At 63.0% G+C, this 12,860-nt stretch carries 12 protein-coding genes; 3 read left to right on the plus strand and 9 right to left on the minus strand.

What is annotated here, in order from left to right:
* Positions 1-93: 93 nt before the first annotated feature.
* Genes rarD through lspA form a run of 4 tightly spaced genes read right to left on the minus strand, consistent with a single transcriptional unit; the run spans position 94 to position 3,222 of the window.
* Positions 94-1,032, minus strand: a complete 939-nt coding sequence (rarD, locus tag ACFWEM_RS26685; protein ID WP_378538802.1) for an EamA family transporter RarD — start codon at positions 1,030-1,032, stop codon at positions 94-96.
* Positions 1,029-1,700, minus strand: a complete 672-nt coding sequence (locus ACFWEM_RS26690; protein WP_378538803.1) for a hypothetical protein — start codon at positions 1,698-1,700, stop codon at positions 1,029-1,031. Before ACFWEM_RS26690 ends, rarD begins: the two co-directional genes overlap by 4 nt.
* Positions 1,697-2,623, minus strand: coding sequence for an RluA family pseudouridine synthase (locus ACFWEM_RS26695; protein WP_007733161.1), 927 nt, complete (start codon positions 2,621-2,623; stop codon positions 1,697-1,699). Before ACFWEM_RS26695 ends, ACFWEM_RS26690 begins: the two co-directional genes overlap by 4 nt.
* Entirely contained in the window at positions 2,620-3,222 is a 603-nt protein-coding gene (gene lspA / locus ACFWEM_RS26700; protein WP_378538903.1) for a signal peptidase II, read from the minus strand. Before lspA ends, ACFWEM_RS26695 begins: the two co-directional genes overlap by 4 nt.
* Before the next feature lie 152 nt (positions 3,223-3,374).
* Here lspA and ACFWEM_RS26705 point away from each other — a divergent pair, with 152 nt between their 5' ends.
* The 3 genes from ACFWEM_RS26705 (at position 3,375) to ACFWEM_RS26715 (ending at position 6,600) form a co-directional block, all read left to right on the plus strand.
* Positions 3,375-4,301, plus strand: coding sequence for a hypothetical protein (locus ACFWEM_RS26705; protein ID WP_378538804.1), 927 nt, complete (start codon positions 3,375-3,377; stop codon positions 4,299-4,301).
* Entirely contained in the window at positions 4,298-5,065 is a 768-nt protein-coding gene (locus ACFWEM_RS26710; protein ID WP_378538805.1) for a sensor domain-containing protein, read from the plus strand. Before ACFWEM_RS26705 ends, ACFWEM_RS26710 begins: the two co-directional genes overlap by 4 nt.
* A gap of 143 nt (positions 5,066-5,208) precedes the next feature.
* Positions 5,209-6,600 carry a glutamate decarboxylase gene (locus ACFWEM_RS26715; protein WP_378538806.1) on the plus strand — a complete coding sequence of 464 codons (1,392 nt, stop codon included), beginning with the start codon at positions 5,209-5,211 and terminating at the stop codon, positions 6,598-6,600.
* An 83-nt stretch (positions 6,601-6,683) separates the two neighbouring features.
* On the opposite strand, the gene ACFWEM_RS26720 is transcribed toward ACFWEM_RS26715, so the two are convergent.
* The 5 genes from ACFWEM_RS26720 to ACFWEM_RS26740 form a co-directional block, all read right to left on the minus strand.
* Entirely contained in the window at positions 6,684-7,169 is a 486-nt protein-coding gene (locus ACFWEM_RS26720; RefSeq protein WP_378538807.1) for a hypothetical protein, read from the minus strand.
* A gap of 131 nt (positions 7,170-7,300) precedes the next feature.
* Complete coding sequence (locus tag ACFWEM_RS26725) at positions 7,301-8,665, minus strand: DNA polymerase IV (protein ID WP_378538808.1); 1,365 nt, start codon at positions 8,663-8,665, stop codon at positions 7,301-7,303.
* A 36-nt stretch (positions 8,666-8,701) separates the two neighbouring features.
* Positions 8,702-9,040, minus strand: a complete 339-nt coding sequence (locus ACFWEM_RS26730; RefSeq protein WP_378538809.1) for a TfoX/Sxy family protein — start codon at positions 9,038-9,040, stop codon at positions 8,702-8,704.
* A gap of 68 nt (positions 9,041-9,108) precedes the next feature.
* Positions 9,109-12,222: an isoleucine--tRNA ligase gene (gene ileS, locus ACFWEM_RS26735; protein WP_378448034.1), complete on the minus strand. Its 3,114-nt coding sequence runs from the start codon at positions 12,220-12,222 to the stop codon at positions 9,109-9,111.
* 302 nt (positions 12,223-12,524) lie between these two features.
* Positions 12,525-12,833: a hypothetical protein gene (locus ACFWEM_RS26740; RefSeq protein WP_317826362.1), complete on the minus strand. Its 309-nt coding sequence runs from the start codon at positions 12,831-12,833 to the stop codon at positions 12,525-12,527.
* Positions 12,834-12,860 lie beyond the last annotated feature (27 nt).

Genomic DNA, 12,860 nt, shown 5'->3' on the forward strand with positions numbered 1-12,860 from the left:
CTCTCTGAAGGTCTGGGAGCGAGATCGAGTGTATGCCGCGCTGCCGACACGTTCGGCGACCGCCATCGTGGAGTCGCAGCGTGCCGCCTCGGATCACGTGACCGGAACCTCAGGTTCGACGCTCGACCTCATCGAACGCCGAGAACGCCGACTTGCGACGAAGGTGTCTGTCGTGAAGATCACCAGCGCGGCCCAGATCAGAACGAAGCCGATCCACCGTGACGCCGGCATGTCCTCGTGCATGACGGCCACGCCCCACGCCATCTGCAGCGCCGGGGTGAGGTACTGCAGCATGCCCATCGTCGCCAACGGAACTCGCTGAGCGGCGACACCGAAAAGGAGCAGTGGCAGCGCGGTGACCGGGCCGGCCGCGAGCAGCAACAGGCTGTGTCCGGCGCCGCTGCTGATGAAGGCGCCGGCTCCGGTCAGGCCGAGAAAAACGAGGTACCCGACCGCGAAGGGTGCGGCTACAACTCCCTCGGCGGTCAAACTGGTTCGAGGATCGAGCGGAACGACCTTCTTGACCAACCCGTAGGTGGCAAACGAACCGGCGAGCACCAATGCGACGATCGGCGGTTTACCGAAGTCGACCGTGATCACGACTACTGCCGTCGCGGCGAGGACCAGGGCGGCGATCTGAGCGCGGCGCAATCTTTCGCGGAAAATCACGACGCCGAGCAGAACGGTAACCAGCGGGTTGATGAAGTACCCGAGGGCGGCCTCCACGACGCGGCCGGACACCACGGCATAGATGTACGTCCCCCAATTCACCGCGATTGCCGCTGAGGCGGCAGTGACCAGGAGCCAGGTGCGTGCGCTGATTCCGCGAAGTGACCCGAGGCGGCCGGCGCAGGCCAACACGATCAGCATCAGCAGAAGGGTCCACACCACTCGGTGCGCCAGGATCTCGACCGGATCTGCGAAGTCGAGAAGCCCGAAGAAAGCCGGGAACGTTCCCCACAACAGGAAAGCCGCTACTCCGTAGAAGATCCCCGAGGACGAACCGGATCTACCGCGTTTGTCCTCGCTCACGGGACCGGGCCGTCGTCGGGGCCGGGAGCAACGACGTCCACGTACTCCGGCAGCAAGGGGCGAACAGCCGCGAACCACGGCGAGGCGTCGGACGGCAATGCCTCCACTGCACGGACATTCGACTCACGTCCGATCGCTTCAAGTCCTTCGGGAGTAGCTCGCACCAGCACACCCACCGCGCAGGCGCATCCGGCGGACAATTGCTTCGCCGACGCGAGCGCCACCTGTTGCTGGCGATCGGTGTCGCCGCCGAGCGCGACCAATCGCGTAGCTGCAACACCGGGCGATCTGCGCACTGCCTCGTCGTTGTCGGGAACGGGCACGGACATGAGCGGCGTCTGGACGCGCTCGATCGGTACTCGAAACATGACCCTCGCCACCCGAACATCGGACACGCGAACACTCGAAACCTGAGAGCTGCTGGTCGTCGTGATGACCTCGTCGACGGTGAGTGCCTTCGTGAACGAGATCAAGGCCCACACCGGCCCGTCGGCCGACGCAACAGAATCTCGCGCTCGATCGAGGTAGTCCGGCACAGCTTCCCCACTGTCCGGACCGAGAGTGTCCGTCCTGATCGGCGGGGTCGGTGTGGGATTCGCAAACCCCACACCGACCACCGCCACGACTGCGACGACGGCCAACGCGGGAACAAGCCCGCGCGGTGTCATGAGGACCGGAGAACTTCGAGTGCGTGTTCGAGATCCTTCGGGTACTTGCTCTTGATCTCGACCCAGCGACCGTCCGCCGGATGTGCGAATCCTAGAGACACGGCGTGCAGCCACTGGCGCTCGAGGCCGAGCCTTTCGGCAAGTCGAGGGTCCGCGCCGTACGTCAGGTCGCCGCAGCACGGATGGCGCAATGCCGAGAAGTGCACGCGAATCTGGTGTGTACGACCGGTCTCGAGGTGCACGTCCAGCAGACTCGCGGCCTGGAACGCCTCGATGGTGTCGTAGTGCGTGACGCTGGGCTTGCCGTCGGCCGTGACCGTGAACCGCCAGTCGTTACCGTGGTGGCGTCCGATCGGGGCGTCGATGGTTCCGCTGCTCGGGTCGGGGTGTCCCTGCACGAGAGCGTGGTAGCGCTTGTCGATTGTCCGCTGCTTGAATGCCCGCTTGAGCAGCGTGTACGCGCGCTCGGACGTGGCAACCACCATGACGCCCGACGTACCGACGTCCAGACGGTGGACGATTCCCTGGCGCTCGTGGGCACCGGACGTCGAGATGCGGAAACCGGCCGCGGCGAGTCCACCGATGACGGTCGGTCCTGTCCAACCGACGCTGGCGTGCGCAGCAACTCCGACGGGCTTGTCGACTGCCACGACGTCGTCGTCGGCGTAGAGGATCTCCATCCCCTCGACCGGCGTCGCCTCGATGGTCAAGGGCCGCGGTGGTTCGGGCAAGACGACCTCGAGCCATGACCCAGCGGTCAGACGATCGGACTTGCCGACAGCGACACCGTCGACGAGTACCGAGCCTTCCTCCGCGAGTGTCGCGACCACGGTGCGCGAGAGTCCGAGGAGGCGCGCCAAGCCCGCGTCGACGCGCATGGCGTCGAGGCCGTCGGGCACTGGCATCGAACGGGATTCCCTCACTTGGTTTCCCCCTCGGCTGCTGCCTTCGAATCGGTGAGCTTCTTGTCGTCCGTCTTGTGATCACGCAGACGTTCACCGTTGGGTTCGAAGCCGAACAGTGTCAGGACGACGAGCAGGATCGCGCCACAGACGATCGCGGAATCCGCGATGTTGAACACCGGCCACCAGCCGACGGAGACGAAGTCCACCACATGTCCGCGCATGATTCCGGGAGAGCGGAAGAATCGGTCGACGAGGTTACCCAGCGCGCCACCGAGAACCAGGCCGAGACCGAGCGCCCACCACGGTGATCGGAGCGTGCGACCGATCTTGATCACACCGATGACCACACCGATTGCGACGAGGGTGAGAATCCACGTCATCGACGTCGCCATCGAGAACGCTGCCCCCGGATTGCGCACCATCGTGAATGTGACCACGTCACCGATGATTTCGATCGGCTGCCCCGGCTTGACCGCGGCGACAGCCCACACCTTCGTGAGAATGTCCGAGAGCAGAATGACAGCGGCGATGGCAATGAGCATGGTCAGCCGGCGGGGCTTTGCGACCGGCGCAACCGCCAGGTCACCGTCTTCCGATTTCGCGGCTTCCGGTTTCACGGTTTCGGGCTCGTCGGCCTTCGAGATTTCGGTAATCGGCTGATCCTCCGCGTTGACATCTCGGTCTGGGTGGTCTGTACTCACGCAACCATCATCCCTCATGTTCACCGCACCGGGTCACGCACTCTGCAACTGCGGCTAGCCTGGAGCGCGTGCCACTGCTGTCCACGACCGGCCGACGCGTTCCGTTCGCCCTCGCTGCCCTCGCTCTCACCACCGTTCTCACCGCTTGCGGCGACTCGGATCAACCCCCGAACACTCCGACCTCCTCGCCGAGTGAAGTCACTGTTCCGGTGACCGCCGCGACGGTCGAAGTACTCGATGCGGGAAGCGAGCCGCGCGAGGTATTGCGTACGAACTTGCCTGTCGGCACCACGCAGACGGCGACGCTCGTCACCCAGGCCGTCGTGAGTCAGCAGATCGATCAACAGCCGGCGCAGGATTTCTCGTCACCGGAGATCACGATTCCGCTCTCGGCAAACGTGACAGCCGACGATCCCACCGCGGTCGTAGACCTGACGCTGTCGTCGATGACTTCGCCGGATGCAACATTGCAGGCAGCACTGAGCGGAGCGGACGGATCTGCGGCCGGGTTGTCCGTCACGGATTCGGGCGCCATCACCGCCCTACGGCTGAAGCCGTCCGCAAACTCGGCCAATGCCGCCCGCGCCGCGATCGAGCAGGCGCTCGGCCAAGCGGTGTACCGGACCGTTGCACTTCCCGACGCTCCCGTCGGTGTCGGCGCGCGTTGGGTGGTTCGCCAGCAAGTCAGCAGTGAAATCCTGCTCGACCAGACAACCACCGTCACTCTCACCGCACGCGAGGGCAATCGGCTCTCGCTCGCCGTGGACGTATCGCAGACCCCGCAGAGCCCGGTCTGGAACCTGGCCGGTGACGCCGGAACGCTGAACATCGATCAGTACGTCATGGCCGGCGCCGGAAACCTCACCGTCGACCTCGCACTCCCCTTGCCGATCGACGGACAGATGACCGTCGGCGGAGACCAGGCGTACGGCGATCCGGACAGTTCCTCGGTGATCCGGCAGACCATCTCGAACAGCATTCGGTGGGAATCGTGAACAGTCGATCGCTTCTCTCACTGGGCCTGACGGCGACGGCAGCACTGTTCGTCGTGACCGGCTGCGGCTCGGACGAATCCCCCAGCAGCGATACGACTACGCAGGTTTCCGCACCCCAGGTCGGCTTGGCGCCGTTCACGGTTGCTCCGGCCGCACCACTGAGCGGGGCACCCCTCGACCGTGACGGCCTGCAACGCGCAGCGCTCACCCTCTCCGAACTACCCGCGGACTTCGACATAGTTCCCGATCCGGTCGACGACCTCGGCCTCGCACCGGCGTCGGAGAGTTCGGAGGCGGACAAGTCGAGCACCGATCCGGCGGTGTGCGCTCAGGTTCTGGCGCCGATAGCCACCCAGGCCACCGGATCCGTCGCCGACCTCTCCGACATGTTCACCGGCCCCGATTTCACGAGCATCGATCAGGACTCGGCTTCGTACGCCGACGGCACTGCGGCAGCAGCAGCTTTCGAGAAATTGCAGACGACTCTGGCCGGGTGCACAGAGTATTCGGGAACAGATGCCGACGGAACGAAAATCACCTATCGCGCCGGTGGATCGTCGGCGCCGAATGTCGGTGACGCATCTTTCGCCTACCGAATCATCACGGAGAGTGGCGGATTCACCTTGGTGGCCGATGCGATAGTCGCAGCCGTAGGGACGACGTTGACACAGGTGTCCGCGACGGCGCCGAGTCCGATCGCACCCGACGTTCTGCAGTCGATGGCCTCGGCTGCTGTGGATCGACTGCGCGCGCAAACGCCGTAGCAGCGAGCGGCCCCTGCCCGGTCCGGGCGACTCGCGAATGATTCGGGACCACAGACCCTTTGACAACTGCCCGTCCACACTGAACGGTGAGAGTAGGTACGAAACAGACCAACGCGACACACTGATGTGAGGAGCCAGAGTTCATGCCGGAACCCAGAAGGTCAGATCACACCGATTACGTAGCCGTCAATCCGATCTTCTCGAGGCCAGGCGAGGATTCGGTTGCGTCGAAATACACACTCGAACCCGACGGCATGCTTCCCGAGACCGCCTATCAGATCGTCCACGACGAAACGATGCTCGACGGCAACGCGCGACTCAATCTCGCGACGTTTGTAAGCACGTGGATGGACGACCACGCAACCAAGCTGTATACCGAGTCGTTCGACAAGAATATGATCGACAAGGACGAGTATCCGCAAACCGCCGCGATCGAAACCTATTGCTGGCGCATCCTTGCCGATCTCTGGCACTCACCCTCTCCCAAGGACGCAATCGGCACTTCGACGATCGGTTCGTCCGAAGCCTGCATGCTGGGTGGCCTCGCGATGAAACGACGCTGGCAGCACGCGCGAAAGGCCGCGGGTAAGTCCACGGAGAAACCCAATCTGATCATGAGTTCCGCCGTACAGGTGTGTTGGGAGAAGTTCTGCAACTACTGGGACGTCGAAGCGCGCTACGTACCCATCAGCGAAGAACATCGGACCCTCGACGGTCATGATCTGGACAAGTACGTCGACGAGAACACCATCGGTGTCGTCGCGATCATGGGTGTCACCTACACCGGTATGTACGAGCCTGTCCTGGAAATCTCGAAGGCGCTCGACGCCATCCAGGAGAAAACCGGCCTCGACGTCCCCATCCACGTCGACGGCGCTTCCGGTGCGATGATCGCACCGTTCCTCCAGCCCGAACTCGAATGGGATTTCCGACTACCGCGCGTGCATTCCATCAATACCTCGGCGCACAAGTACGGACTCGTCTACCCGGGCCTCGGATGGGTGGTCTGGCGATCACAGGATCTACTTCCCGACGACCTCGTCTTCAAAGTGAGCTACCTCGGCGGCAGCATGCCGACCTTCGCACTGAACTTCTCGCGCCCCGGCGCTCAAGTAATTCTGCAGTTCTACTTGTTCCTGCGTCTCGGTCACGACGGCTATCGCGCGATCCAGCAGTCCTCGCAAGAGGTGGCGAAGTTCCTCGCCGAAGGGATCGGGAAACTCGACGCCTTCGAGCTGTGGAACGACGGGTCCGACATCCCGGTCTTCGCGTGGCGCCTCGCCGAGGGGCACACGTCCAACTGGACGCTGTACGACCTGTCGGACCGACTCCGCGGCAAGGGCTGGTTGGTGCCGGCCTATCCCATGCCCGATGATCTCGCGGATCTGACAGTGCAGCGCATCGTGGTTCGTAACGGGCTGAGCATGGACCTGGCGGCCAATCTGCTGCGCATCATCGAGGAGGAAACCGCGTTCCTCGACGAGTTGGACAGCCCGATGCCGCGGCCGCGCGTAACCGAGGGATTCCATCACTGACGTCGCTCATCGCACAAACGAGCGGCCGTCGACTCCCTTTCGGAAGTCGACGGCCGCTCTGTGTTTCAGGTGCTACCGAGAGATCAAGCAGCGCAAGCCGGCGAGGTCAGACCTGCAACGCCGACGATCTGGCAAGCGGTGGTCTTCGAGAGCTTCCAGACGCCGTCCTCGTAGACGAACGAGGCCTGCAGGCCCTGCTGCAGCGGCTGGCCGTTGACGACGATGTTCAGCGAAGCGGCTGCCGTCTCGCTGCCTGTGTCGGTGACCGGGTCGAGGATCTCGACCTGCGCGCCGGCAGCCTTGGCGGCAGCGGCGACCTGGTTGATCAGCTCGGGATCCTGCTCGGCGCCCTGGACGAGGTTGACCTTGTCTGCGGCCGGAACGCTCTCGTCGAGTGCCTGAGCGACCTTGCCGTTGAGCTCAGCAGACGTCGGCAGTTCAACGGTGGTCGAAGGTGCCGAGGTGGTGGTCGTCGTCTTCGACGTCGTGGTGGGTGAGGCCTCCTTGTCGTCGGAGCCACACGCGGTCATCGTCAGGGCTGCTGCGATCGCCACGGCTGCAACGGTCATCTTCTGAAGCTTCAACTTCTCAGTCCTATCCATTCGGGTGTTCACATTCGAGCGTCAGTCGAACAACGTGCTTGCTCGAGGATCGTCGACAACATTACCCAACGGTAAGCGGAAAAAGTCTAAGGACATCCTCAGAGAAGGCTGTCGACCGCATCTGCAACCTCGAGCACCTCATCGGATTCGGCGAAGGTCTTGGCGATTCCCGTTCCGCTGGAACGGGTTTCGAAGCGAACCGTCACCACACCGTGCCCCGCGCCTTGCACCCAACCGTGTCCGTATTCTGGATGCTTGACGTCCAAACCGGGGTGCCAGTAGCGCTGAGGGACACGTGCGGCCACCGGAGCGTCGAGTTCGGCCTCATCGAGAGCGCCGGTGAGAGTCTCGACCGGATAGCCGGGAACGTCCTGATCCAACTCGGGAAAAAGTGATCCTTGGCGAACCGTGGACAAACCGGCGAATCCCACACCGACCAGGCGAATCGGCCCCAACTCCTGCGGGTCGATGACCTGTTTCTGCGCGGTGGCGACAAGGATTTGGCGGTCGATGGTGGCAAACGGCAACGTCACGGACCGAGTCAGGATGCTCATGTCGGACTTCTTGAGCTTCAGTACGACGGTACGGGCGGCTCTTCCGTCCTTCTCCAGCCTGGAAAATGCTGCACGACCACTACTTTCGACGGCCGCGCGCAGTTGCGCCATCGTGACGATGTCGGCGGCGAACGTGGATTCCGCACTGATCTGCTTTGATTCGGCACGCTCGGCGACCGGCCGGTCGTCGATCCCCTGCGCAAGCCGATGCAACCCCGGACCGACAGTGGTTCCGAGTATCGACGCCACCTCCGCTATGGGTGTGCGGGCAAACCCACCGATGGTTTCGATGCCGAGACGCTTGAGTTTTTCCTCGGCGACGGGGCCGATCCCCCACAGCTTTCGCACGGGAAGCGGATCGAGCAACTCGTGCTGCATCCCGGGAGGAATCACTGCGACGCCGTCGGGCTTTGCCAGTCCCGACGCAATCTTGGCCACCTGCTTGCCTGCGCCGGCGCCGATCGAGGCGACCAACCCGGTCTCGGCTTTGATCAACTCCCGCAAATCCTCGCAAAACGCGCGGACCTCGTCGGCCCCGACACCGGCCAACTCCACCGGTTCCCCGAAAGCCTCGTCCACCGACAGTTGCTCGAGGATCGGCATTCGAAGGCGCAACGCGTCGAACGTGCGTTTGCTGAGAACTGAATACAACGACATCCGTGGCGGCAATACCACCGCTCCGCCGCCGACCATGCGGCGCGCCTGGTGCATCGGCATTGCCGATCGCGCACCGAAAACTCTCGCTTCGTAACTTGCCCCGGCCACCACCCCGCGCCCGCCCAAGCCGCCGACCAGCACCGGGCGACCTCGCAGCGTGGGACGGGTCAACTGCTCTGCGGAGGCGAAAAACGCGTCCATGTCGAGATGCAGCACCCACCTGCGACTTCGTGTGGGGTCATCTTGATTCATCGGGAGTTACGGTTCTCTCAGAAGTGGGCGCCGAATTTAAGTCCGTGCCTTTTTCTTGGGCGTCTTCTTCTTCGGCAGGGGTAATACGTCGGCTGTCCGTTGGATGAAGGCGTGCAGATGATCGATGTCCTGCAGCTTTTCTTCCTGAACCCGGTAGTAATCCTTCGCCCCCGGATACGGCGGAGCCAGATCGCTCTCTGATCCGAACTCAGCGCTGACCTCGGTAGGTTTGACGAACAGTGCGTCTGCGCAGATCAAGCCCACGATCTTCTCGTCGCAATACAATCCGTACTCGCCGAACATCGCCCTTGCCCGCACGTCGAGCGGTTCCAACTGCTCGAGAATGCGCGCCACGGTTTCCTTGCTCGTACCCATGAGAGCAAACTACTCCGGCACCCCGACATGTAGATATTCATCGGGGAACCGGAGTAGTTGAGTCGGTACTAGACCTTCGTGATCGCAGCGCGGATACCGTCGCCGAGATCGACGGCGTCATCTCCCGCTTCGCCCACCGAGAACGAGGTTGCCAGAACCTCACCGGCGATCAATTCCCGATGACGCTCGGCCCACTCCTTGCAGTCCTGCGGAACCTCGAGCACGACCTTGATCCGGTCCGAGACATCCAAACCGGCGGCGCGGCGTGCGTCCTGCAGTTGACGGATACGGTCCTTCGCCCAACCCTCGGCTTCGAGTTCTTCCGTCACGACGGAATCGAGTACGACGAGTCCCGCACCGTCCGGCAGTGCAGCTGTCGAATCCGGCTCGGCCGCAACCAGTTTCTGCGTGTACTCCTCGGGCAGCAGTTCGATGCCGGCCGCAACCACGACGCCGTCCGCGTTCTCGGTCCAGTCACCCGCCTTGACCGCCTTGATGACGGTCTGAACGGACTTGCCCAGACGCGGGCCGGCAGCACGCGCATTCACCGCGATTTCGAAGCGCCCGTGCACGTCGACGTCATCGGTCAGATCGACCTTCTTGACGTTGACCTCGTCGGCGATCAGTCCGAGGAACGGACGCAGACGCTCGGCGTCGGGCGCCGCAACCGTGACCTCGGGCAACGGAAGACGAACACGCAGATTCTGCGCCTTGCGCAGGCTCAGCACCGTCGAGCACACGGTCCGTACGTCGTCCATCGCCGCTACCAACTCGGGGTTCGCGGGGAGCTCCGACTCCTCCGGCCAATCAGCCAGGTGAACCGAGCGTTCCCCGGTCAGTCCGCGCCAGATCACCTCGGACACCAGCGGCAACAGCGGCGCAGCGAGTCGCGTCACGACTTCGAGCACGGTGTGCAGGGTGTCGATTGCGTCGCGATCCTCATCCCAGAACCGCGAACGAGACCGTCGCACATACCAGTTGGTGAGCGCGTCACAGAACAACCGAAGCTCGTCGCACGCGCCGGCGATGTCGTTGACCTCGAGTGCCTCGGTGATCACGTCGCGGGTTGTGGCGAGCTTGGCGAGAATGTACTGATCGAGGATGTTCTCCGAATCGGTACGCCACACACCGGATTCCGGCGCGTACAACTGCAGGAAGCTCCAGGCGTTCCACAGCGGGAGCAAAGCCTGACGTACGCCTTCACGGATGCCCTGCTCGGTCACGATGAGGTTTCCACCACGCAGGATCGGCGAGGACATCAGGAACCATCGCATCGCATCGCTGCCGTCGCGGTTGAACACCTCCTTCACGTCCGGGTAGTTGCCCTTGGACTTGCTCATCTTCAGTCCGTCGTCACCGAGCACGATTCCGTGTGCGGCAACGGTTTTGAACGCCGGACGATCGAAGAGTGCGGTGGCCAGTACGTGCAGCGTGTAGAACCAGCCGCGAGTCTGCCCGTTGTACTCGACGATGAAATCGCCCGGGAAATGACCCTCGAACCATTCACGGTTCTCGAATGGGTAATGCACCTGCGCATACGGCATCGAACCGGATTCGAACCAGCAGTCGAGCACCTCGGGAACGCGGCGCATCATCGACTTCCCGGTCGGGTCGTCCGGGTTCGGGCGGACCAGGTCGTCGATCATCGGGCGATGCAGATCGGTCGGACGCACACCGAAGTCTGCCTCCAACTGGTCGAGCGAACCGTACACGTCTGTGCGCGGGTACTGCGGATCGTCCGACACCCACACCGGGATCGGGCTGCCCCAGTAGCGGTTTCGGCTGATGTTCCAATCGCGTGCACCTTCGAGCCACTTGCCGAACTGGCCGTCACGGATGTGCTCGGGCACCCACGTGATGTCCTTGTTCAGCTCGACCATGCGATCGCGGAACTTGGTGACCGCGACGAACCACGAGGGAACCGCCATGTAGATGAGCGGCTGCCCACTGCGCCAACTGTGCGGGTAGGAGTGCTCGATCGTCTCGTGCCGCAGCAGCTTTCCAGCGGCCTTGAGGTCCTTGATGATGACCGGGTTGGCGTCGAACACCATCAGGCCTTCGTACGGCGGAACCATCGAGGTGAACTTTCCACCCGGATCGAGTGGCTGCACGACCTCGATACCGTTGGCTGTGGCCACGTCCATATCCTCTTCACCGAAAGCCGGTGCGAGGTGGACGATTCCGGTTCCGGAATCGGTTGTCACGTAGTCGGCCGAGAGCACGACGTGCGCGTTCGGATGTCCGAGGAAGAAGTCGAACGGCGGTGTGTACGACAGTCCGACCAACTCGGCGCCCTTGTGACGGGAAACGACCTCGGGGTCCTCCCCCAGCTCGCGAGCGTAATGACCCAACCGCGCTTCGGCGAGTACGTACCGCTTTCCGTCCTCGCCGAGCACCTGGACGTAGTCGACCTCGGGGTGCACCGCAGTGGCCAAGTTGGACGGCAGCGTCCACGGAGTCGTGGTCCAGATGATCGCGTTTGCGCCGTCGAGTGGTGAACCGGGAGCGACCAGCGGCATGTCGACCGTGACGGCGGGATCCTGACGCATCTTGTACGCGTCGTCGAGGCGAGTCTCCTGGTTGGACAGCGGAGTCTGCTCGTACCAGCTGTAGGGCAGCACGCGGAAGCCCTGATAGATCAGGCCCTTGTCGTGCAGCTCCTTGAAGGCCCACATGACGGACTCCATGAAGTCGACGTCCAGGGTCTTGTAGTCGTTGTCGAAGTCGACCCAACGTGCCTGGCGGGTGACGTAGTCGCGCCACTCGTCGGTGTACTTGAGCACCGAGGCCTTGCAGTACTCGTTGAACTTGGCCAGACCCATGACTTCGATCTCGGCTTTGTCCTTGATTCCGAGCTGCTTCTCCGCTTCGAGTTCTGCGGGAAGGCCGTGGCAATCCCAGCCGAAGCGTCGTTCGACCTTGCGTCCACGCATGGTCTGGAAGCGCGGCACCAGATCCTTGACGTACCCCGTCAGCAGGTGGCCGTAATGCGGCAAACCATTGGCGAATGGCGGTCCGTCGTAGAAAACGAACTCTTCGCTACCGTCGCGATTGGAAACCGATGCCCGGAAGGTGTCGTCGTCGTCCCACTGTTTCAGGACCTTCTGTTCCAGATCGGGGAACTTGACCCCGGTGTCGGCGGGGACACCGTAGTCGACTTTGGGATACCCGTTACTCGCCATGGCGATCTCCTCGTGCCAGTCGGACTCGGCACGGGGACGACGTGGCGCTTGTGCGCCGACACCGCGGTACCACCCCGTTTGCACCCCGCAGATCCGCGCTTGGATCTCGAGGTGCCACTCGATCGAGCTGTGACGGGCTCACCCGTTCGGTTCTACTGGGTTCTCGGCACGCGTGAAAGCGTAGAGAACCGTTCTTCCGAAAGCTCCCCGGTGATTGCCGGATCAAAGCCAGGTATTCGTGATCGACAGTCTAATACTTGCCCTGGGACGTGTCGGTACTGCCTAGCACTTACCGGTAGGGCCTAGGACTTGCCGCCCGACGATTCGCCATGGTTGCCCGGATTGTCATCGTTGGCAGCGGCTGCATCACCGGTAGAGGAATCCGAGGAACTCTCGGCTCGGCCGTAAGGCGACGACATCCCGCTACCCGATACCGGGTCATCCAACGAAGGAACCGCCTTCCTGCTGGTCAGCGCACTGACCAGCAGGAGGACGGCACCTGCTACACAAATCGCGATACATGCCCACGCCCAGATCAGCGACCCTGTGGTCAGGGCAACGATCAGGAGCGCGAAGCCAACTCCCGCGAGAACCAACGTCACGACCAGCACGTATCAACCTTTGTCCGGTCCGATAGC

It is taken from the genome of Rhodococcus sp. NPDC060176, assembly GCF_042728675.1.
Lineage (GTDB): Bacteria > Actinomycetota > Actinomycetes > Mycobacteriales > Mycobacteriaceae > Rhodococcus_F.

Bases quoted from the DNA above. Each gene is read 5' to 3' on its own strand.
- ileS (WP_378448034.1), bottom strand. From the start codon at position 12,222: ATGGCGAGTAACGGGTATCCCAAAGTCGACTACGGTGTCCCCGCCGAC.
- ACFWEM_RS26715 (WP_378538806.1), top strand. From the start codon at position 5,209: ATGCCGGAACCCAGAAGGTCAGATCACACCGATTACGTAGCCGTCAAT.
- ACFWEM_RS26720 (WP_378538807.1), bottom strand. From the start codon at position 7,169: ATGACCGTTGCAGCCGTGGCGATCGCAGCAGCCCTGACGATGACCGCG.
- ACFWEM_RS26730 (WP_378538809.1), bottom strand. From the start codon at position 9,040: ATGGGTACGAGCAAGGAAACCGTGGCGCGCATTCTCGAGCAGTTGGAA.
- ACFWEM_RS26725 (WP_378538808.1), bottom strand. From the start codon at position 8,665: ATGAATCAAGATGACCCCACACGAAGTCGCAGGTGGGTGCTGCATCTC.
- ACFWEM_RS26690 (WP_378538803.1), bottom strand. From the start codon at position 1,700: ATGACACCGCGCGGGCTTGTTCCCGCGTTGGCCGTCGTCGCAGTCGTG.